Below are 21,319 nucleotides of genomic sequence, written 5' to 3' on the forward strand. Positions count from 1 at the left end.
GATCGGAGGTGGTCATCGTGGTCGAGAGGCTGCACCGTCGTTCGGGGATCGCGGCATCGAGCGCGCCGCTACCACTGCGGTGTCCGCTGCCGTTCCTGCAGCGGATCCGCGCGATCCGCGAGTACCACACCGGCCAGATCCCGGTGCGGGACGCGGGCGGGCCGGTGACCGCCGCGATGTGGGGTCCCGCCGCGCCGATGGTGGTCTTCGCGACCTCCCCCGCGGCGATCCACGATGTGCTCGGCCGGTCGGACGCGTTCATCGAGAAGGGGATCGTGCACCGCGAGATGCGCTGGCTGATGGGGGACAACCTGTTCGATCTGCCGCACGAGCCGTGGCTGCCGCGCCGCCGGGCCGTGCAGCCGCTGTTCACGAAGCGGCACGTCCGGGGCTTCGCCGGTGAGATGGTCGGGGCGGCCGACGCAGTGGCCGGCGAGTGGGGTGACGGGGCCGTCGTCGACCTGGATGCGCAGTGCCGCCGGCTGACCCTGCGGGCGCTGAGCCGCTCGATCCTCGGCCTCGACATCGACGACCGGGCGGATCGGATCGGGGAGAACATGAGGATCGCCAACGGCTACGTCGCAGATCGTGCGCTGCGCCCGGTCCGGGCCCCGCGGGTCGTGCCGACTCCCGCCCGCGCCCGGGCGCGCGCGGCGGTGGCCTCGACCCTGGGGCTCGCGGGGGAGGTGGTGGCCGCATCCCGGAACAACCCCGACGGTGCGGCGCCGCTGGTGCGCGCGCTGATGGAGGCCGCCGACCCGCAGACGGGCCGCACCCTCACCGACGAGGAGATCTGCGCGGAGCTGCTGGTGTTCATCGGGGCGGGATACGACACCACGGCCACGACGCTGGCGTACACGCTGTGGGAACTCGGGCGGAACCCCGAGATCCAGGCGGCGGTCCGCGCGGAGGTCGATGCGCTCGGTGGCAGGCCGCCGACCCCGGACGACCTGCCGGCGCTCACCTTCACGGTGCAGGTGCTCCATGAGGCTCTGCGGTTGTGTCCCCCCGCGCCCGCGGTGGGACGCGAGGCGGTCCAGGAGGTGCTGGTGGGCGGGTTCCGCATTCCGCGGGGCACGATCCTGATCGCCGGAACGTATGCGGTGCACCGCGATCCCGCCCTGTGGGACGACCCACTGACCTTCGTTCCGGACCGGTTCCGGCCGGATCGGATGCGGTCCCTGGACCGTTGGCAGTACCTCCCGTTCGGGGCGGGGCCGCGCTCGTGCGTCGGCGATCACTTCGCCATGTTGGAGGCGACGCTGGCACTGGCCGGCATCGTCCGCGCGGTGGCGGTCGAATCCGTGCGGCCGGACTTCCCCACGGCGGTGCCGTTCACCATGGTTGCGGCGGCGCCGGTGCCGGCGCGAGTACGTCGCCGGGCCGCGTGACCCGGGCGCGCCCCACCGATCACAGCTGATCGATCACGTCGAAGTCGCAGCCCTCCGCCTGCGCCAGGTACATCGTCTGCCGGGTGTGGCCGTCGCGGAGCCCCATCGTGCCCCGGGCACCGTCGTAGCGCACGCGCTCGACGCCGGCCATGATGTCGCGCACGTCGGTGCTGCGCGCGGTGGTGAGCAGCGACTCCAGGAGCAGCATGCCCTCGAAGCAGGACTCGCCCATCGACGTGGGCGTGATCGCGTTCGGGCCGAAGCGCCCGAAGTAGTGCGCGCCGAACTCCATCGACTCAGAGGTCACCACCGAGTCGAAGTATCCGGCGGAGGCGAACAGGTCGCCGGTGGCGTCGGCGCCCGAGGCCATGAGCATGTGCTCGTCCATCAGCGGCGAGTACCGGAGGAAGGCATCGTCGAGGCCGGCGGCGGCGAAGGCCCGGTTGAACTCGACCGCGTCCTGACCCAGCAGCAGCATCAGCACCCCGTCGGCACCGGACCGCGCGATCTCGGCGATCACCGTGGAGAAGTCGTCGGTGCCGACCGGGACGAACGCGGCGCCCGCGATGTCGTGGCCCAGGCCGCGCGCGAACCGCGCGCACGCCTTGGCGCTGTCGCGCGCCCAGAGGTAGTCGCTGCCGACGATCCACCACCGGCCCACTCCGCGCTCGCGCCGCAGCCACTCGAGCGCGGGGCGGATCTGCGCCTCCGGCGTCTCGCCGGTGAGGAAGACACCGGCGGTCGACTCGCCGCCCTCGTAGAGTGCCGTGTAGACGTAGGGTACCCGCAGATCCAGTCGGGCCGAGAGCGCGCGGCGCACGTCGGAGGTGTGCCAGCCGACGATCGCATCGATCGCGCCCGCGGCCAGGAGGCTTTCGACCTCGCGCGTGACATTGTCGACGCCCGTGGCGGAATCGATCGGGCGCACCGCGAGCTCGCGGCCCAGAATCCCGCCTCGCGCGTTGATGTCGTCCGCGGCGAGAGTGGTGCAGCTCAGGCACGACGGGCCGAACAGGCCCGCGGGGCCACGCCGAGGGTAGAGCAGCCCCACGGTGTATTCGCTCATCGCTGACGTCCGCTCATCGGAAGTGCCGGCACCACGGACCGGGTGTTCAGCCGCCAGCGTACGCCGAGCGGCTTCGCACGAAGGGCGGTTCGCGCTACAGTTGTGGCCGTATTGCAATGGCAGGGCGGGCGTTCGGGAGGCGGACATGAGCGGGCGGATGGAGCTCACCGAGGCGCCGGACCGCACCGTCTTCGAGGCGGTGTGCGACGCCGACGATCTCGTCATGAACGTTCTCACGCCCGCGCTCGCCGAGCACGACCTCACCGTCGAACACTTCCGTGCCCTGCGTCTGCTCGCGGCGGTCGGGGGCGCCACCGTCGGGGAGCTGGCGGCCCGGACGGGCACCACCCCGTCGTCCACCACCCGGCTGGTCGACCGCCTCGTCGAACGCAACCTGGCGTACCGCCGCCCGGCCCCGGGCGACCGCCGCAGCGTGCTCCTGACGATCTCGGACACCGGCCGTGACGTGTGGGAATCCCTCGTCGCCCGCCTGTCCTGACTCTTTCCCGACACGTTTTCGCCGATTCCGCTGACACGCGGCGCAGGGCGCGCGAATACTACCGATAAGAGATAGTGCCGAATCGGTAATAAATCGGGAGTCGCGATGACCACAATCGGATTGCTCTTCGTCGGGGCCGTGCTGTTCGTCAACGGAGCCTGGTTCCTCGGGGCGATCTCCGCCCGCGAGGCGGGCGTGTTCAACCTCTTCGTCGGGGCGATGCAGGTCGTCCTCCCGACGCTGGCCGTCGTCGCCGCCGACGGTGACCTCCACGGGATCTTCGGGGCGGGGTCGAGCTACCTGTTCGGCTTCACCTACCTGTTCGTCGGCGTCAACAACCTCATGGGCAACGACGGCCGCGGCCTCGGGTGGTACTCGATCTTCGTGGCCGCCATGGCGATCGTGTTCGGCGGTTTCTCCTTCGCCGCGGACCCCGTGTTCGGCGTGATCTGGTTCGTGTGGGCGCTCATGTGGCTCATGTTCTTCCTCATCCTGGCGTGCGGTGTCACCGCCCTGTCGCCGTTCACCGGGTGGCTGATCCTCATCGGCTCGCACCTGACCTGCACCGTGCCCGCGCTCATGATCTGGCGCGGGAACTGGCCCACCAGTGGCACCGCAGCGATGTGGGCGACCGTCATCGCGGTGGCGCTGATCGTGGTGAGCGCCGTCGCCGCCACGGCGCTGCCGAAGCTGCCGATGCCGGCTCCCGAATCCGTGTAACCCCCTCCACCGCACTGCAATCCCACCGAGCAGTACTCAACGAAAGGCACCATCATGCGTCACGGAGACATCTCCTCCAGCCCGGACACCGTCGGCGTCGCCGTCGTCAACTACAAGATGCCCCGCCTGCACACCCGCGAGGAGGTCCTCGAGAACTGCCACAAGATCGCCGAGATGGTCGTCGGCATGAAGTCCGGCCTGCCGGGCATGGATCTCGTGGTCTTCCCCGAGTACTCGACGCAAGGGATCATGTACGACCCCGACGAGATGTACGCCACCGCCGCGGCGATCCCCGGCGAGGAGACGAAGATCTTCTCCGACGCGTGCCGCAAGGCGGGGACCTGGGGCGTCTTCTCCATCACCGGTGAGCAGCACGAGGACCACCCGAACAAGCCGCCGTACAACACTCTCATCCTCATCAACGACCAGGGCGAGATCGTGCAGAAGTACCGCAAGATCATCCCGTGGGCCCCGATCGAGGGCTGGTACCCCGGCAGCTCGACCTATGTCGTGGACGGCCCGAAGGGACTCAAGGTCTCGCTCATCGTGTGCGACGACGGCAACTACCCCGAGATCTGGCGCGACTGCGCGATGAAGGGGGCCGAGCTCATCGTCCGCTGCCAGGGCTACATGTACCCCGCGAAGGAGCAGCAGGTGCTGATGGCCAAGGCGATGGCATGGGCGAACAACTGCTATGTGGCGGTGGCGAACGCCGCCGGGTTCGACGGTGTCTACTCCTATTTCGGTCACTCGTCGATCATCGGTTTCGACGGCCGCACGCTCGGTGAGACGGGCGAGGAGGAGTACGGCATCCAGTATGCGCAGCTGTCCGTCTCGACGATCCGGGACGCGCGCAAGCACGACCAGTCGCAGAACCACCTGTTCAAGATCCTCCACCGCGGCTACACGGGCATCCACGCCGCCGGCGAGGGGGACAAGGGCGTCGCGGAGTGCCCCTTCGACTTCTACAAGCTGTGGGTCACCGACGCCGAGGCCGCCCGCGAGCAGGTCGAGTCCTTCACGCGCGACACCATCGGTGTGGCCGAGTGTCCCGTCGGCACCATCCCCACCGAGAAGACCCACGAGGCGTAGCCGTGCCCTTCATCACCGATCGCCTGGCCGCCGAGGGAGTCGACATCGGCGGCCGGGCGTCCGGCCCCTCCGATTCCCGTCCCACCGATGCCGAGTTCGCCAAGGCGGCGGTGGGGCGGGTCGACGCGGCGCGGATCCTGGCGCAGTTGCGCGCGAACGTCTTCGGCCAGGACCATGCGATCGAGTCGATCTTCAAGACCCTCTCCGTCGTGCAGGCCGGCCTCACCGATAAGACGCGCCCCCTGGCGAGTCATCTGCTCGTCGGCCCGACGGGGACCGGCAAGACGGAGATCGTCCGGCAACTCGCCTCCGCGCTGCGGACCGGCCCGGACGATTTCTGCCAGGTGGACATGTCCGCCATGGCGCAGGAGCACTACGCGGCGTCCTTCGCCGGTGCGCCACCCGGTTATTCGGGCTCCAAGGAGGGCCTGAGCGTGTTCGACCGGGACCGCATCGAGGGCACCGTCTCGATGCCGGGGATCGTCCTGTTCGACGAGGTCGAGAAGGCGCACACGACGGTCCTGCGGGCGCTGCTGCACGTTCTCGACCGCGGGCAGCTGACCCTCGCGAACGGCCAGCAGCGCTACGACTTCCGTAACTGCCTGGTGTTCATGACCTCCAACCTCGGCAGCCGCGAGCTCCGGGCCGAGCAGGAGCGCCCGTGGCACCGCGCCGGGCGGTCGGTGACGCGGGTCCTCCCCGCGGCGGCGTCGGAACGCGTGGACCGGATCCTCGAGGGGCGCCTGGACCGCATCTCGGAGCAGTCGATCGCGCGCTTCTTCGATCCCGAGTTCCTCAATCGGATCGATGAGGTCACGCTCTTCGAGGAGCTCTCCGGTGGCACCGCGCTGGCCGTCGCACAGCACGAACTGGACGTGTTCGCCGAGCGGGCGCGCAAGCGCGGCGTGGACCTGAGCATCGACGCCGCGGTCGCGAAGCATCTGGTGGACACCGGTTTCGATCCGGTCTACGGCGCGCGGTCCGTGCGCCGCGCCATCCGGCACGACGCCTGGCCCGTGGTCGCCGAGGCCGTCATCGCCCACCGCGCCGCCCGGATGGCGGACACGTCGAGCAGGGTCGGTGCCGTCCTCGAGGTCGACGGTGCCGCTGTCCGCTGCCGGGTGACCGGGGCCCCGTAGCGGTCGTCGGTCCCGGCGCCGTCGGTTCCGTCAGATCCGGCGCTGGAGCGCCTCGGCCGCCTGGAGCAGATCCGCTGCCCAGCGCGCGCCGGGGCGCCGCCCCATGCGATCGATGGGGCCGGACACCGAGATCGCCGCGATCACCTCGCCGCGGGCATTGCGCACGGGTGCGGAGACGCTGGCGACGCCGCTTTCGCGCTCGCCGGCGCTCTGCGCCCAGCCGCGCTTGCGGATGTCCGCGAGGGCGCGCTCGCTGAACGACGATTCGGCCCGCGGATCGCCCCAGGCGGCCAACACCTTCGCGCCGGACCCCGCCGTCATCGGCAGTCGCGAGCCCACGGGTACCGTGTCGCGCAGGCCGGAGGGCGGCTCGGCGGCCGCGATGCACACACGGTGATCGCCCTCGCGGCGGTAGAGCTGCACCGATTCCCCGGTGATCTCCCGCAGCCGCGGCAGAACCATGGCAGCGGTGTCGACCAACGCGTCGGCGGTGCTGGCCGCCAGCTCCCGCAGCGCGGAACCGGGGCGCCACAGGCCGTCCCCGTCCCTGGTGAGCAAGCCGTGCAGCTCGAGTCCCACGGCCAGACGGTGCGCCGTGGCCCGCGGGAGGCCGGTGCGGCCGCACAGGTCGGCCAGCGTCGCGGGCTCCGCGGCAGCGGCGCGCAGCACGGCCACCGACTTGTCCAGCACGCCGATGCCGCTCACCGGGGTGAGACTTTCGGGGGCGTCGGTCGGTGCGGTATCCTGTCCCATAGTTCGATACTAGGCTCTCGCATGGTGGGATTCAACGCGCAGCCCGCGCTCACCGGCGGGGCCCGATCACAGAGCAGGTGGGAATCATGCAGCCGCGGACAATGGCAGAGAAGGTCTGGGACCAGCACGTCGTCGTCAAGGGGGAGGGCGAGGGCGCGTCGCGCGAGCCCGATCTCATCTACATCGACCTGCACCTCGTGCACGAGGTGACCAGTCCCCAGGCCTTCGACGGTCTGCGTCTGGCCGGTCGCCCGGTGCGCCGTCCCGACCTGACCATCGCGACCGAGGATCACAACGTGCCCACGGACACGCTGGTCCAGCCGATCGCCGACGAGATTTCGCGCACGCAGGTCGAGACCCTGCGCCGCAACTGTGCGGAGTTCGGTGTGCGCCTGCACTCGATGGGCGACGGTGAGCAGGGCATCGTCCACGTGATGGGCCCGCAGCTGGGCCTGACCCAGCCCGGGATGACGGTGGTGTGCGGCGACAGTCACACGTCCACGCACGGCGCCTTCGGCGCGATCGCCATGGGGATCGGCACCTCCGAGGTCGAGCACGTGCTCGCCACGCAGACCCTGCCGCTCAAGCCTTTCAAGACGATGGCGATCAACGTCTCCGGCGAGCTGCAGCCCGGCGTCACCTCGAAGGACCTGATCCTGGCCATCATCGCCAAGATCGGCACTGGCGGCGGCCAGGGCTACGTCCTGGAGTACCGCGGCAGCGCCATCGAGCAGCTGTCGATGGAGGCGCGCATGACCATCTGCAACATGTCGATCGAGGCGGGCGCCCGCGCCGGCCTGATCGCCCCCGACCGGATCACCTACGACTACCTCGAAGGTCGCGAGCACGCGCCGAAGGGTGCCGACTGGGACGCGGCGATCGAGGCGTGGGACGCCCTGCGCACCGACGAGGGGGCGACCTTCGACGCCGAGGTCGACATCGACGGCAGCGCGCTGACCCCGTTCGTCACCTGGGGTACCAACCCCGGACAGGGTGCGCCCCTGAGCGCCTCGGTCCCCGATCCGGAGTCCTTCGGCTCGGACGGGGAGAAGGAGACCGCTGCGAAGGCCCTGCAGTACATGGGCCTCGAGGCCGGCACACCGCTGCGCGACATCGCGGTCGACGCGGTCTTCGTCGGGTCGTGCACCAACGGCCGCATCGAGGACCTGCGGGCCGTCGCCGAGATCCTCCGCGGGCGCAAGGTCGCCGACGGTGTCCGAATGCTGGTGGTACCGGGCTCCATGCGGGTACGCGCGCAGGCCGAGGAGGAGGGGCTGGGACAGATCTTCCTGGACGCCGGCGCGGAGTGGCGTCAGGCGGGCTGCTCGATGTGCCTGGGCATGAACCCGGACCAGCTCGCCGCCGGCGAGCGGTCGGCGTCCACGTCGAACCGGAACTTCGAGGGACGTCAGGGCAAGGGCAGCCGTACACACCTGGTCTCGCCGGCCGTCGCCGCGGCGACCGCAGTCCGCGGCACCCTGTCCGCCCCGGCCGATCTGGCCCCCGTCGCCGGCGCCTAGCGCCCGCCCGCAGTCGAAGGAGAGTAGAAGATGGAAGCCATCGTCACCCATACCGGCATCGGTGTCCCGCTGCGCCGCACCAATGTCGACACCGACCAGATCATCCCCGCGGTCTACCTCAAGCGCGTGACGCGGACCGGATTCGAGGACGGCCTGTTCTCGGCCTGGCGCACCGATCCGAACTTCATCCTCAACACCCCGCCGTACGATCGTGGTTCGGTCCTGGTGGCGGGCCCGGACTTCGGCACCGGCAGCTCCCGCGAGCACGCGGTCTGGGCGCTGATGGATTACGGGTTCCGGGTCGTCATCTCGTCGCGGTTCGCGGACATCTTCCGGGGGAATTCGGGCAAAGCCGGTCTCGTGGCCGCTCTCGTGGAGCAGGAGAACGTCGAGCTGCTCTGGAAAGCCCTCGAGAACGACCCGGGGCTCGAGGTCACCGTCGACCTCGAGGACCGGACCGTCACCGCCGGGGACTTGGTAGTTCCCTTCACGATCGATGACCCGGTCCGGCACCGCCTCATGGCCGGTCTGGACGACATCGGCATCACCCTGCAGCAGGCGGACGCGATCTCGGAGTTCGAAAACCGCAGGCCCGCATACAAACCCGTCACGATCTAGCTTCTGAAGAGGCAAGCGGCGGCGCCGGATCGAACCGGTGCCGCCGCTTGTCTTTCCGACACACCCGCCATCAAATATGGCGTGGCTCTTGGATTGAATGCAATTCTGCGTTTACGGTGTCCCTAGTTGGCTCAGCGGTGAGCCACCGACCGCAGAGGGAAGTTGTTCATGAACAAGGCAGAACTGATCGAAGAGCTCACCGAGAAGCTGGGCACCGACCGCCGCGCCGCCGGCGCAGCCGTCGAGGCGATCGTCGACACGATCGTCCGCGCCGTGCACGCCGGCGAATCCGTCACCATCACCGGGTTCGGCGTCTTCGAGCAGCGTAAGCGCGCCGCCCGTGTCGCCCGCAACCCGCGCACCGGCGAGACCGTCAAGGTCAAGCCCACCTCGGTTCCCGCGTTCCGCCCCGGCGCGCAGTTCAAGGCCGTGATCTCGGGTTCGGCCAAGCTGCCGTCCTCGGGCCCCGCCGTACGTCGCAGCTCCGCGACCGCGACCAAGGCGGCGCCCGCGAAGAAGACCGCCGCGAAGAAGGCGGCCGCCAAGGCCACTGCGACCAAGGCCGCCGCGAAGAAGGCTCCGGCGAAGGCCGCCGCGACCAAGGCCGCCGCGAAGAAGGCTCCGGCGAAGGCCGCCGCGACCAAGGCCGCCGCGAAGAAGGCTCCGGCCAAGGCCACCAAGGCGACCGCCGCGAAGACGACCGCGGCCAAGGCGCCCGCCAAGAAGGCTCCGGCCAAGACCGCCACCGCCGCGAAGAAGACCGCGGCCAAGGCGCCCGCCAAGAAGGCTCCGGCCAAGACCACCACCGCCGCGAAGAAGACCGCGGCCAAGGCCCCCGCCAAGAAGGCTCCGGCGAAGAAGGCCCCGGCCAAGAAGGCCGCGAAGAAGTAGCGCGCGACTCCTCGACGGTGCCGGCCCGCAGTGTTCACCACTGCGGGCCGACGCCGTAGATCTGTCGGTACGCCCGCGCGAAGTCCCTTCGGCCGACGAGGCGCCACAGCATGCGCGCCGGCAGCGGCAACTGCGCCATGAGCAGATTCCGCTGTTCCGGGGTCGCCGTGTGGAGCATGAAACCCAGGAACACGAGGCGCCGTTCCTTCGGGATCGATGCGTTGCCCCGGTCGGCCAGCGCCCGCCACTCGTCGACGCTCATCACCTCTCGCACGATCGGCAGGATGTGCCGTTCCTCGTCCGACAGGTGCTCGGCGAGGGACTCGTTCAGGTCGCGCAGTGTGGCCGCCAGTGTCCCGCCGTCCGCGCGCCGACCGGACGCCGCGAACGCGGCCCCGTCCCGATGGCAGCCCGCCACCAGATCGGCGATGCGGCTGTGCTGTTCCTCCATCCTCAGGACGAGGAGGCGATCCTGCGGGGCCCTGCTCGCCAGCACCGGCCACATCAGTTCGTCCTCACCGACGTGGTGGTGGTGCAGGCCGGTGAGCAGTTCGGTCAGCCAACCGGCCAGGTCGGCGGCGCGTGATCGATCGCCGTCCGGCACAGCGGATACCAGGTCGGGCAGGGCTGCGAGGTGGGTGCGGAAGAGGGTGTGGACGATGACCATCTCCTCGGTCTGCGGGCGGTGCGCCGTCGTCGTCATGGGGACTCCTTCTCAGTCGGTGCGGATGTGTGCCGACGATCGCCCCCGTGGCTTGTAGCGCACTTGGAAGCCGCACCCGGAGGCGGCCCGGGGCACCTACACTGAGCACCGTTATGGTGCAGATCCGGGTACTGGGGCCGCTGGAGGCCTTCGATCGGCGGGGTCGGATCGAGCTCGGCGGCCCCAAGCAGCGCGCCGTGCTCGCCCTCCTGGTGATCGCCCGCGGCCGGGTGGTGTCGGTCGACCGGCTCATCGACGATCTGTGGCACGGGGAGCCCCCGCGCCGCGCGCTGGCAGCGCTGCAGGCCTACGTCTCCAACCTCCGGCGGCAGCTCGAGCCCGAGCGCGCGCCGCGGGCGCCAGCGCAGATCCTCGTGAGTCGAGCGCCCGGATACGCGATCCGACTCGACACCGCGCAGGTGGACGCGTGGCGGTTCGAAGCAGTGCTGGAGGAATCCGGTTCGACGGCGGAGCCGGCCGCCGCGCGCCGCCTCCTCGAGGATGCTCTCGCGCTGTGGAACGGTCCGGCGTACGCCGAATTCGCAGCGTCGTCCTGGGCCACCGTCGAGATCGGACGGCTCCAGGAACTGCACGCCGATGCCCGGGTGCGGCAGGCCGAGGCCGTCCTGCGGTGCGGTGACGCGACGGGAGCCGCGCTGCTCGCCGACATCCTCCGGCGCGATCACCCGCTCCGGGAGGACGCGTGGCGGATCCTCGCCCACGCGCTGTACGTCGCCGGGCGACAGGGGGAGTCGCTCGGCGCGCTGCGCGAGGCGCGCGCCGTGCTCGCGGACGAGCTCGGCCTGGATCCGGGACCGGCGCTCGCGGCCCTGGAGGCGGACATCCTGGCCCAGCGGATCCCCGTCGATGTGATCCGGCGACCGCTGCCCACGCCGGCGAGCCCGGCCGCTCCAGTCTCTGCGGCGACGGACGGAGCCCGCACCGGCGCGGTGGAGGCCACCGCACCCCCGCGTGGCGGCCTGCTGGGGCGGGCGACGGAGGTCACCGCGATCGCCGACGCGGCCGAGACCGTCCGCACCACGCGTGAACCCGGGCTGTGTCTGGTCACCGGGGAGGCGGGCGACGGGAAGTCCGCTCTCCTGGGGCACGTCGCGAGCGTCCTGCGGTCCCGCGGATGGGAGGTGGTCACGGGCCGTTGCCCCGAGGCCGAAGGCGCTCCTCCGGCGTGGGCGTGGAGTCAGGTGCTCGGGGCCCTGGGCGAACGCGGCGGGGAGGGACGGTGTCGTGCGCTCGTGAATCGGCTCGCGGGGGCGGAGTCGACGGGGCGGACGGGCGCGGAACGCTCCGCCGAGATGTCCCGGTTCCTGCTCCACCAGGACGTCGTCGATGTCCTGTCCGCGGCCGCGACGAGCGGACCCGTGGCGATCCTCCTCGATGACCTGCACCGCGCGGAGTCCGAGACGTTGAACCTCCTGATCGAGGTCGCGACGGCGGTCCCCGTCCTGGTCGTCGGCGCGTACCGCCCCGACGAGGTCGGCCGTCATCTCGAGACCGCGCTCGGGTCCCTCGCCGTCCGGCACCCGCTCCGACTCCGGCTGCCCGGCCTCGCCCTCGATGACGCCACCTCGCTCGTCGCCGAGTTCGCGCACACGGCACCGTCGCCCGACACGATGCGGCGGCTGCTCGAGCGGACGGGGGGAAATCCCTTCCATCTCAAGGAGAGCGCGCGCCTACTGCGCAGCGAGGGCGAGCTCGTCGCGCTCTCGGCGGTCCCCGCCGGCGTGCGGGACGTGCTGCGCCGGCGGCTGTCGCGCCTGCCGGACGTCGCGGTGTCCGTGCTCCGCCTCGCTGCCCTGGTCGGCCGCACGGCGGACCTCGACGTGCTCGTCCTGGCGGCGGAGGTGGAGGAGGAGGTCGTCTTCGACGGTCTCGACGCCGGCCAGCTCGCGGGCCTGCTCGAGGTGGACGCGACCACGGTGAGCTTCACCCACGTGCTGGTGCGGGACACGCTCATCGGCGACCTGCCGCGCCTGCGCAGGATGCGATGGCACCGTCGGATCGCCCGGGCGTTGGAGGAGGTCGACCCCGCGGCGGTGGCGGCCATCGCCCATCACCACGGCGCCGCCCTCGGCGCCGACAACGCCGCCGAGGCGCTGCGATACGCCCTCGCCGCCGCCGACCTCGCGGACGCGAGGTTCGCCTACGAGGTCGCCGCGGAGAACCTGCGCGCCGCGGAGCGCGCGTGCATCCGGATCCCGGGGTACGCCGCCCGGGACCGGATCGCCCACCTGTGCCGGCTCAGCCGGACGCTGCTCGCGGACGGGCGACTCGACGAGGCCCGCGAGACCAGGCTGCGGGCGGTGCGGCTGGCGCAGCGCTCCGACGCGGAGAGGATCGACGCCGCCATCACCGCGTGGGACCTGCCGACGCCCTTGATCACCCGACGGTACGGCTCCGTCGACACGGAGATCGTCGATGCGGTGCGCGAGCGGCTCGCGCAGACCCAACTGCCCCCGGACGTTCGATGTCGCCTGCTCGTCGTCCTGATCGAGGAGGTGTACGGCGAGCGGGACGAGCTCGCGGCCGCTGCGGCGAGGGAGGTGCTCGATCTGTCCGCGACGGTGGGTGATCCGCTCGTGCGCGGGCTGGCGCTCGTCGCCTACCTGACGCTGCCGCGCCCCCTCACCCCGCCGGCGGAACGGGCGGAACTGGCGGACGAGCTGATCGGCCTCGGGGAGTCCGCGAATCGCGAGGTGTTCGGGCTCATCGGACATTTCACACACGTGCAATCCGCGGGTGCCGAAGGGGCATTGGACGAGGCGCGGGCGCACCTGGCGGAGATGGACCGGCTCGTGGGCATGTTCCGCTGGGGGCAGGCGATCGCCTCCAACCTGTTGATCCACGCGATGCTCGCGCACGCGGGTGGGCGCTTCGCCGAGGCGGCGGAGCACTACCGCGAAGCGGGCGAGGTGTTCGCTCGTCAGCGGATCGCGGACGGAGCGGGGATGATCGCGCTCGCACAGTTCAGCGTCCGGCTCTCACTGGGGGACGTCGCGGAGTTCGCGGAGATCCTCGGCGCGATCGATTCGTCCGCGGGGGACGTCCTGTGCGATCCGGTCGCGGTGGCGCTGCTGTCCGCGGGTCGGCGTTCCGACGCGGTACGGGTGCGGCGCGCGGTCCGCCCGGTGCGGCGGGACTTCTTCCACTCCCTGCTGCTCACCACCCGGGGAATCGCGGTGGCGGCGATCGGCGGCCTCGACGAGGTCGCCGACGTCTACGACGAACTCCTGCGCTACCGCGGCGAACTCGGCGGCGCCGACACGGGCTGCTACGCGGTCGGGCCCGTCGACACGGTCCTCGGCGATCTCGCGACGCGACTCGGCGAGTCGGAGCGCGCGGCCGACCACTACCGCGCGGCGGTGCGGCTGGCGGAGCGCTGCGGGAACGAGGTGTGGGCGCGGGCCGCGCGGAACAGGCTCCAAGAGTTCTCCTAGTGGGCCGGCGCACCGTCGGAACATGACCTCGACGAACCTCGTACACCGTCTCCTCGCCGCGCTCATCTCGCTGGGGACGGTGTTCTCCGTGACGGCGTGCAGCCTCAGCGTTTCGGCCGGCGACGCCACGCCCGCCCACCCATCCGCGTCGCCGGCCTCGGCGGCTCCCGGCGCCGAGACGACGATCGCCGACTACCTCCGGGACGTCGGCATCACCGAGACTCCCGTGCACGTCGGCGATGCGTCGGCGCCGACGATCCAGTTGCCGACCCTGCCGGACTGGGTGGACGCGACGGAACAGGCCGGCGAGAACACCTACGTCGCAGTCAAGTACACGGGTGTCGCCGCGACGGATTACACGCCGAACGTGGTGGTCCTGCTGTCGCGGCTCACAGGCCGCGCGATCGATCACGACGCGCTTCTCGCCGTCGCGCCGGGGGAGGTGCGCAACCTCGCCGGATACGCACCCCACGGTTCGCCGCGGACGGAGTCGTTGGCCGGACACCGCGCGTACAAGATCGCCGCGACCTACGACCTGGACGGTATGCCGGCCGTCGTCGGACAATCGACGGTCGTGATCACGGGGCGCGACGCGACCTACATCGCGCAGATCAGCGTCACGGGCGCGCGGTCGCAGGAGGCGATCGTCGAGGCCGCCGTCCAGAGGCTCGACCGGGACCTACGTATTCGCGTGTAGCGGAAGCGGACTGTCGATGTGGTCCATGGTCAGCAGGCGGCCGCCCGACGTGGTGAGCACCCAGACGCTCGCCTTGCGGTTGCGGGCGGGCGGTAGTCGGACGCCGTCGGCCCCCGCCCACCACGCGGTGAGCTCCGGGATCACCCCGCCCTGACTGCACACGACCGGAACGGTGCCCGATTCCTCACCGGTCCGCGCGATCTCGCGGATCCGACGGTGCGCCGCCGCGGGATCGCGCGCATAGGCGGTCTCCGACACCGTCGGCTCCAGGACGAGGGGGAGGCCGGTCTCGGCCGCCAGGGGCTCCAGGGTCTGCGTGCACCGCACGGGGGGAGCCGAGAGCAACCTGCCCGGCCCGAAGGCGCCCAGCAGGTCCACGAGCGCCTCGGCCTGCGCCCGGCCGTTCCGGTCGAGCGGGCGCGCGAGATCATCGCCCTGATAGCCCTGTTTCCGTCCTGCCTTGGCGTGCCGGACGATCAGCATCGTCGCCGTCGAATCGGGCTGCTTGCCGAAGGCGCGCAGGATCCGCTTGTCCATCGGGTAGGTCAGCAGCGCGGTGCCGGCCTTCACCGAGAGCCAGCGCAGCTCGTCCGTCTCCTCGTTCGGCGCGAACACGCCGGAACCGGCGAGCGCCGACCAGTAGGACACGCGCTTGCGCGCCGTCGCTCCGCCCGGACCGTGCCGGCCGCGCCGCGGCACGTCGTACGACACCTGACCGATCCCGCGGACGAAGCGGGCGGAGAAGCCCGTCTCCTCGACCACCTCGCGGAGCCCGCCCACGACGGGGTGCTCGTCGGGCTCGACGTGCCCCTTGGGCAGCGACCAGTCGTCGTACCGGGGCCGGTGCACGAGGGCGACCTCGGCACCGTCGGGGCCGTGCCGCCACAGCACGCCCCCGGCGGCGCGGACGACGGCACGGTCGTGCTCGCCGGTCACCGCTGGCTCGCGCGGTGCGCGCGCATGAGTTCCCGCTGATGGTCGCGCACCGTCTCGCCCGGGACGGGGGAGGCGTTCCAGTTGCCGTCGGCGTCGAGCACCCAGCACCGGGTGGCGGGGTCGAGCGCCGACTCGAACATCTCGGCCAGCTGCCGGGTGAGCCGGGGATCCTTGACCTGCGCCATCACCTCGACGCGCCGATCGAGGTTGCGGTGCATCATGTCCGCGCTGCCGATCCAGTACTCGTCCGCGCCGCGGAAGTGCAGGATCCGGGAGTGCTCGAGGAATTGGCCGAGGATGGACCGGACGGTGATGTTCTCGCTGACCCCCGGCATGCCCGGCCGGAGGGCACAGATGCCGCGGACCACGACCTCGACGGGCACCCCCGCCTGCCCGGCCCGGTACAGCGCATCGATGATCTGCTCGTCGACCACCGCGTTCGCCTTGAGCTGCACGCCCGAGGGCTTCCCGGCGCGGTGCAGCTCGATCTCCCGGTCGATCCGATCGATGATGCCCGACCGGATGCCGTGCGGCGCCACCATGAGGTTGCGGTACTCCTCCTTGCGGGAGTAACCGGTGAGCCGGTTGAACAGGTCCGTCAGGTCCGCGCCCAGATCGGGATCGGCGGTGAACAGGCCGACGTCCTCGTACAGGCGCGCCGTCTTCGGGTTGTAGTTGCCGGTGCCGATGTGGCAGTAGCGGCGGATGGTCGCACCTTCGCGCCGGACGACCAGGCAGGTCTTGCAGTGGGTCTTGAGCCCGACGAGGCCGTACACCACGTGTACGCCGGCGCGTTCCAGCTTGCGCGCCCACTTGATGTTCGCCTGCTCGTCGAAGCGCGCCTTGATCTCGACGAGCGCCACGACCTGCTTGCCGGCCTCCGCCGCGTCGATCAGCGCCTCGACGATCGGCGAATCACCGGAGGTCCGGTAGAGCGTCTGCTTGATCGCCAGCACCTGGGGATCGGCCGCCGCCTGCTCGATGAACCGCTGGACGCTGGTGGAGAACGAATCGTACGGGTGGTGGACGAGGACATCGCCCTCGCGCAGTGTCGAGAAGACGCTCTTGGGCGTCTCCCGCTCACCGAACGCCGGGTGCGTCACCGGTACGAAGGGCTTCTCCTTGAGGTCCGGCCGGTCCACGCCGTAGAGCTCGAACAGGCAGTTGAGGTCGAGCAGGCCGGGAACCGTGATCACGTCCGCGGGATCGACGTCCATCTCCCGCAGCAGCAGCTCGAGCATGTGCTCGGACATGTCCTCGGCCACCTCGAGCCGGACCGGCGAGCCGAACCGGCGCCGCGCCAGTTCCCGCTCCAGCGCCTGCAGCAGATCCTCGTCGCGGTCCTCCTCGACCTCGAAGTCGGCGTTGCGGGTGATGCGGAAGACGTGGTGTTCGGCCACCGTCATCCCCGGGAACAGGACGTCGAGATGGGCGGAGATCAGGTCCTCCATGGGGAGCACCGCGTAGTCCATCCGCTCGGACCGCACGGGTACGAGCCGATCCACGTTGTCGGGAACCTTGACCCGAGCGAAATGCTCACCGCCCGTGGCGGTGTCGTGCACCGCGACGGCCAGGTTCAGGGACAGGCCCGAGATGTACGGGAACGGATGCGCCGGGTCGACCGCCAGCGGGGTGAGCACCGGGAAGACCTGGTTGTGGAAGTACGCGGTGAGCCGCTCGCGTTCGTCCGCCGACAGCTCCGACCAGCTCAGCACAGCGATCCCCTGCCCCGCCAGCTCGGGACGCACGGCGTCGCTGAACACCAGCGCGTGCTTGTGCGACAGCTCCTGCGTGCGACGCGAGATCATCCGGAGCTGCTCGCGGGGCGAGAGTCCGTCCGCCGACCGGACCGACAGCCCCATCTGGTCGCGCCGCTTGAGCCCCGCGACGCGGACCATGAAGAACTCGTCCAGGTTCGAGGCGAAGATCGCCAGGAACTTGGCGCGTTCGAGGAGGGGCAGCGACGAGTCCTCCGCCATCGCCAGCACGCGGGCGTTGAAGTCGAGCCAGCTCAGTTCGCGGTTGAGGTACCGATCCTCGGGCAGGTCGCTGGTCACCTCCGCCGGTGCGGCGGGCGGCGCCGTCGGGATCGCCGTGATCCGGCCCGGGAGGGGCGTGGAGTTCTCGGTGGCGACGGCCCCCGGAGCGGCGGTCGGTTCGGCGGCGGAGGCGGGAGGCTCGGTGGTCACCGCTCCATTCTGGCGCATGGACCGCATGAGTTCGACGCGATGTCCGGATCGGCCGCCGCGAGCGCCGCCGCGGTGTGCTCGCCCACCACGAGCGCGCCGGCGAGATCCTCGGGGGTGTCCACGTCGGTGCGCAGACCGGGCCAGGGCCCGGCGTGCGCGACGGCGCCCCCGGCCCGGTGCGCCGCGGCCGAATCGACACCGAACGCCGGGCGCAGCGCTGTACCCGCGGGCGCGTACAGCGCTGCGGTGCCGGTTCCTGCGCGGTCCGGCACGAACGCGCGGACGCCGTTCGCCGCGGCGAGGAACGCACCCAGCTCGCCGGCGGTGATGCCCGGCAGGTCGGCCTGCAGCGCGAGCACGGCCACGGCCCCGTCGTACTGGGCGACCGCGGCGGCCGCGCCCGCGGCGAGGGCGGCGTTGAGCCCGCCCGGCCGGGGTTCGTCGACGGTGTACGCGCCGGCCTTCGCGGCGGCCGCGCGGACCACGGGATCGGGCGACACGACGTGGACGGCGGCGACGGCGGGCACGGCGCGCGCCGCGGCCAGCGTGTCGCGGAGCATCGCCAGCACGAGCCCGGGAACCGCCTCCCGCCGCCCGGCGCCGGGCGCGGCGAACCGGGTCTTCGCGGCGTCGAGTGACTTCACGGCGGTCACCACCACCACGGCGGGGGGCGCCTCGGCGCCGCGCAGTGCGGTCATGACGACCAATCTAGGCGTGCGGAACCGACGGTGCCGCGCATGGTCGGGCGATACGCTCTCCTGCGATGCCCACGTCCGTCGGTGTGGGTGCGAGCGCGATGCGAGGAGTTGGGGTGCGATGGTCGACGTTGCGGTGATGGGGGCGGGCTCGTTCGGCACGGCGATGGCGAAGGTGTTCGCAGAGGCCACGCGGCCGGAACCGCACCGGGTCACGATGTGGTGCCGCCGGCAGGAGGTCGCCGACCAGATCAACAACACGCGCATCAACGCCCAGTACCTGCCCGAGGGCGTGCTGCCCGAGAACCTCTCCGCGACGCATGATCCCGCGGAGGCGATGCGCGGCGCGGGCCTGGTGGTGCTCGCGGTCCCGTCGCAGACGCTGCGCGCGAACCTGCAGGACTGGGGTCACCTGATCCCCCCCGACGTCACGGTCGTCAACCTGGCCAAGGGCATCGAGATCGGCACGCTCGACCGGATGAGCGAGGTGGTCGTCGACGCCGCCGGCATCGGCCGGGACCGCCTGGCCGTGCTGACCGGGCCGAACTTCGCCAAGGAGATCGCGAAGGGGCAGCCCACGCTCGCCGTCGTCGCCTCGGACAACGCCGAACGCGCCTCCCGCACCCAGTACCTGGCGCGGACCGACTACTTCCGGCCCTACACCAGCGACGACGTGGTGGGCTGCGAGATCGGCGGCGCCACTAAGAACGTGATCGCGCTGGTCTGCGGCATCGCCTCCGGCATCAACCTCGGCGAGAACTCCCGAGCCGCGATCATCACACGGGGTCTCGCGGAGACCCTGCGCCTGGGTACTGCCCTCGGGGCGCAGCCGCTGACCCTGGCCGGCCTGGCCGGTGTCGGCGACCTCGTGGCCACCTGCAGTTCGCCCCAGTCCCGCAACTTCAGCTTCGGCGCGCGCCTGGGCCAGGGGATGACGGTCGAGCAGGCGCAGGCCGCCGCGCACGGGCAGGTGGCCGAGGGGGCCAAGTCGTGCATCTCGATCGCCGACCTCGCCCGCCGCGTGGGCGTCGAGATGCCGCTCACCGAAGCCGTGCGGGCCGTCTGCTACGACGGGGTCCCCGTCTCCCGCGCGATGGACGACCTCCTCAACCGCGATGTCGGAGGCGAGTGGCGTCCGAAGGGCGACGAGTAGCCGCGCCGTCCGGGGCGGTCGCGCCCGCCGGTGACCGCGTGGCTCTCCGCTCGGCCGCCACGTAAGGTGGGCGACCGTGACGGAGCGAATCAGGGTGGCAGTGGTGTTCGGCGGGCGCAGCAGTGAGCACGCGGTTTCGTGCGTGTCGGCGGGCAGCATCCTCGCGCACCTCGATCCCGAGCGCTATCAGGTGATCCCCGTCGGGATCACCCGCGCCGGCGAGTGGGTGCTCTCCGACGGCGACGCGCAGGCTCTGAGGTTCGCCGATCGGTCCCTCCCGAGCGTCCCCGAGGGGTCGACCGACCTCGCCTTCCTGCCCGGCGCCGAGCTGGTGGCGCTGACCGGTGCCGGTGCGGACCCGGTTGATTCCGTGCTCGGTGCCGTCGACGTCGTCTTCCCCGTGCTGCACGGCCCGTACGGCGAGGACGGCACGCTGCAGGGGCTGCTGGAGATGGTCGGCGTGCCCTACGTGGGCGCCGGCGTCCTCGCCTCCGCGGCCGGCATGGACAAGGAGTTCGCGAAGAAGTTGCTCGCGGCCGACGGGTTGCCGGTCGGCGACTTCCACGTGCTCCGCCAGCGCGAGACCGAGGTCCCCTCGGATGTGCTGCACCGGCTGGGGCTGCCGCTCTTCGTCAAGCCCGCCCGGGGCGGGTCGTCGATCGGCATCACCCGGGTCACCGACCTGACCGAGCTGCCGGCGGCGATCGCCGAGGCCCGCAAGTGGGATCCGAAGGTCATCATCGAGGCGGCCGTCATCGGCCGCGAGGTGGAGATCGGCGTGCTCGAACGGCCGGACGGCAGCGTCGCCGCGTCCGCGATCGCGGAGATCGAGATGGCCGCCGACGCCGAGCACTCCTTCTACGACTTCGAGACGAAGTACCTCGACGACCGCGCGCAGTACACGGTGCCCGCGAACCTCACCGACGAGCAGGCGTCGGTGATCCGCGACCTCGCGGTGCGCGCCTTCCACGCGTTCGACTGCCAGGGCCTGTCCCGCGTGGACTTCTTCCAGACCGCCGACGGCCCGGTCATCAACGAGGTCAACACCATGCCGGGCTTCACCTCGACATCGATGTACCCGCGGATGTGGGCTGAGTCGGGCGTGGGCTACGCCGAGCTGCTGACGGTGCTCATCGAGACGGCGTTGGCGCGGGGTACGGGCCTGCGCTGAGGCTCACCGGCCGGCCGTGCGTCCCGCGGTCACTTCCCGAGATCCAGTGACGCCTGCTGCAGGCGTGCGCGGATCGCGTCCGAGGTCGCCTGCACGGCCGAGGTCCCGGCACCGTCGGGCACCCAGAGTGTGACGTACGGGCGGTGGTCGACAGCGGTCCAGTAGGCACCCCCATCGGGGGCGGGCGCGCCCGCGGGGACCGCCTGCAGCCACTGCACACCGTTGATGATCTGCAGTTTCGCCGTCGCGGTCAGCTCCGCGGGCCGGTCGGTGCCGCAGCGCAGCTCGACGGCCCCCGCCTTCTCCTTGGTCCAGCGTGCGAATCCGGTGGGGTCCGCGGTGTCGGTGCGCCGGAAGCCGTCGACATCGGCCGGGAGCGCGCCGAGCAGGGCGCTGCACGCCGCGTCGCCCGACGACGGTGCCGCGATCGACTTCAGGTGACCGGCCTCCGCCGCGTCGCGGGCGTCGCCCTGCTTCTGCTGCGCCAGGATCAGGAACGCGATGAAGCAGGCCAGTACCGCCACCGGCAGGGCCACCGCGGTGGCGAGGAAGGCCGGGCTCCTGCGCGTGCGCGGGGCGGCGCTCTGCGCGCTCTCGGTGGTCGTGTCGTCTGCATCGCTCACGTCCGATA

General features: G+C 71.3%; 19 protein-coding genes. 12 read left to right on the forward strand and 7 right to left on the reverse strand.

Annotation, left to right across the window (positions count from 1 at the left end):
- Positions 1 to 17 precede the first annotated feature (17 nt).
- Positions 18 to 1,391 (forward strand): cytochrome P450, encoded by a 1,374-nt coding sequence (locus ABZX10_RS14555; protein ID WP_355540816.1) that lies wholly within the window; start codon positions 18 to 20, stop codon positions 1,389 to 1,391.
- Positions 1,392 to 1,410: 19 nt separating this feature from the next.
- Here ABZX10_RS14555 and ABZX10_RS14560 read toward each other — a convergent pair whose 3' ends face one another.
- Complete coding sequence (locus ABZX10_RS14560) at positions 1,411 to 2,457, reverse strand: substrate-binding domain-containing protein (RefSeq protein ID WP_355540819.1); 1,047 nt, start codon at positions 2,455 to 2,457, stop codon at positions 1,411 to 1,413.
- A gap of 145 nt (positions 2,458 to 2,602) precedes the next feature.
- Between ABZX10_RS14560 and ABZX10_RS14565 the strand changes: the two genes are divergently transcribed.
- The 4 genes from ABZX10_RS14565 to ABZX10_RS14580 all read left to right on the forward strand — a co-directional run bounded on the left by ABZX10_RS14565 (position 2,603) and on the right by ABZX10_RS14580 (position 5,907).
- Positions 2,603 to 2,956 (forward strand): MarR family transcriptional regulator, encoded by a 354-nt coding sequence (locus ABZX10_RS14565; RefSeq protein WP_355540822.1) that lies wholly within the window; start codon positions 2,603 to 2,605, stop codon positions 2,954 to 2,956.
- Between the two features lie 105 nt (positions 2,957 to 3,061).
- Positions 3,062 to 3,676, forward strand: coding sequence for an AmiS/UreI family transporter (locus ABZX10_RS14570; protein WP_355540825.1), 615 nt, complete (start codon positions 3,062 to 3,064; stop codon positions 3,674 to 3,676).
- Positions 3,677 to 3,730: 54 nt separating this feature from the next.
- Complete coding sequence (locus ABZX10_RS14575) at positions 3,731 to 4,768, forward strand: aliphatic amidase (RefSeq protein WP_355540828.1); 1,038 nt, start codon at positions 3,731 to 3,733, stop codon at positions 4,766 to 4,768.
- Between the two features lie 2 nt (positions 4,769 to 4,770).
- A complete protein-coding gene (locus tag ABZX10_RS14580; RefSeq protein WP_355540831.1) occupies positions 4,771 to 5,907 on the forward strand; it encodes an AAA family ATPase in 1,137 nt (378 codons plus the stop codon).
- A 30-nt stretch (positions 5,908 to 5,937) separates the two neighbouring features.
- Here ABZX10_RS14580 and ABZX10_RS14585 read toward each other — a convergent pair whose 3' ends face one another.
- A complete protein-coding gene (locus tag ABZX10_RS14585; protein WP_355540834.1) occupies positions 5,938 to 6,660 on the reverse strand; it encodes an IclR family transcriptional regulator in 723 nt (240 codons plus the stop codon).
- Between the two features lie 86 nt (positions 6,661 to 6,746).
- On the opposite strand from ABZX10_RS14585, the gene leuC reads away from it, so the two are divergent.
- The 3 genes from leuC (at position 6,747) to ABZX10_RS14600 (ending at position 9,689) form a co-directional block, all read left to right on the forward strand.
- A complete protein-coding gene (gene leuC, locus ABZX10_RS14590; RefSeq protein WP_355540837.1) occupies positions 6,747 to 8,180 on the forward strand; it encodes a 3-isopropylmalate dehydratase large subunit in 1,434 nt (477 codons plus the stop codon).
- A 30-nt stretch (positions 8,181 to 8,210) separates the two neighbouring features.
- Entirely contained in the window at positions 8,211 to 8,798 is a 588-nt protein-coding gene (gene leuD, locus ABZX10_RS14595; RefSeq protein ID WP_355540840.1) for a 3-isopropylmalate dehydratase small subunit, read from the forward strand.
- Positions 8,799 to 8,966: 168 nt separating this feature from the next.
- Entirely contained in the window at positions 8,967 to 9,689 is a 723-nt protein-coding gene (locus tag ABZX10_RS14600) for an HU family DNA-binding protein (protein ID WP_355540843.1), read from the forward strand.
- A 34-nt stretch (positions 9,690 to 9,723) separates the two neighbouring features.
- On the opposite strand, the gene ABZX10_RS14605 is transcribed toward ABZX10_RS14600, so the two are convergent.
- Positions 9,724 to 10,392 carry a hemerythrin domain-containing protein gene (locus tag ABZX10_RS14605; protein ID WP_355540846.1) on the reverse strand — a complete coding sequence of 223 codons (669 nt, stop codon included), beginning with the start codon at positions 10,390 to 10,392 and terminating at the stop codon, positions 9,724 to 9,726.
- 113 nt (positions 10,393 to 10,505) lie between these two features.
- On the opposite strand from ABZX10_RS14605, the gene ABZX10_RS14610 reads away from it, so the two are divergent.
- A complete protein-coding gene (locus tag ABZX10_RS14610) occupies positions 10,506 to 13,847 on the forward strand; it encodes a BTAD domain-containing putative transcriptional regulator (protein WP_355540849.1) in 3,342 nt (1,113 codons plus the stop codon).
- Positions 13,848 to 13,869: 22 nt separating this feature from the next.
- Positions 13,870 to 14,544 (forward strand): LpqN/LpqT family lipoprotein, encoded by a 675-nt coding sequence (locus ABZX10_RS14615; RefSeq protein WP_355540852.1) that lies wholly within the window; start codon positions 13,870 to 13,872, stop codon positions 14,542 to 14,544.
- Here ABZX10_RS14615 and ABZX10_RS14620 read toward each other — a convergent pair.
- The 3 genes from ABZX10_RS14620 to cofC all read right to left on the reverse strand — a co-directional run bounded on the left by ABZX10_RS14620 (position 14,527) and on the right by cofC (position 18,367).
- Positions 14,527 to 15,480 carry an NUDIX hydrolase gene (locus tag ABZX10_RS14620; RefSeq protein WP_355540856.1) on the reverse strand — a complete coding sequence of 318 codons (954 nt, stop codon included), beginning with the start codon at positions 15,478 to 15,480 and terminating at the stop codon, positions 14,527 to 14,529. The genes ABZX10_RS14615 and ABZX10_RS14620 overlap by 18 nt on opposite strands.
- Positions 15,477 to 17,579: an RNA degradosome polyphosphate kinase gene (locus ABZX10_RS14625; protein ID WP_355541119.1), complete on the reverse strand. Its 2,103-nt coding sequence runs from the start codon at positions 17,577 to 17,579 to the stop codon at positions 15,477 to 15,479. The genes ABZX10_RS14620 and ABZX10_RS14625 overlap by 4 nt, the downstream gene beginning before the upstream one ends.
- An 86-nt stretch (positions 17,580 to 17,665) precedes the next feature.
- Complete coding sequence (cofC, locus tag ABZX10_RS14630) at positions 17,666 to 18,367, reverse strand: 2-phospho-L-lactate guanylyltransferase (RefSeq protein ID WP_355540859.1); 702 nt, start codon at positions 18,365 to 18,367, stop codon at positions 17,666 to 17,668.
- 118 nt (positions 18,368 to 18,485) lie between these two features.
- Between cofC and ABZX10_RS14635 the strand changes: the two genes are divergently transcribed.
- Together ABZX10_RS14635 and ABZX10_RS14640 are read left to right on the forward strand one after the other, a co-directional pair.
- Positions 18,486 to 19,517 (forward strand): NAD(P)H-dependent glycerol-3-phosphate dehydrogenase, encoded by a 1,032-nt coding sequence (locus ABZX10_RS14635; RefSeq protein ID WP_355540862.1) that lies wholly within the window; start codon positions 18,486 to 18,488, stop codon positions 19,515 to 19,517.
- A gap of 76 nt (positions 19,518 to 19,593) precedes the next feature.
- Positions 19,594 to 20,688, forward strand: a complete 1,095-nt coding sequence (locus ABZX10_RS14640; RefSeq protein WP_355540865.1) for a D-alanine--D-alanine ligase family protein — start codon at positions 19,594 to 19,596, stop codon at positions 20,686 to 20,688.
- A gap of 29 nt (positions 20,689 to 20,717) precedes the next feature.
- Here ABZX10_RS14640 and ABZX10_RS14645 read toward each other — a convergent pair whose 3' ends face one another.
- Positions 20,718 to 21,311 (reverse strand): DUF3515 domain-containing protein, encoded by a 594-nt coding sequence (locus ABZX10_RS14645; protein ID WP_355540868.1) that lies wholly within the window; start codon positions 21,309 to 21,311, stop codon positions 20,718 to 20,720.
- Between the last annotated feature and the right edge of the window lie 8 nt (positions 21,312 to 21,319).

It is taken from the genome of Tsukamurella sp. NPDC003166 (assembly GCF_040611135.1).
In the GTDB taxonomy this organism is placed as follows: Bacteria; Actinomycetota; Actinomycetes; order Mycobacteriales; family Mycobacteriaceae; genus Tsukamurella.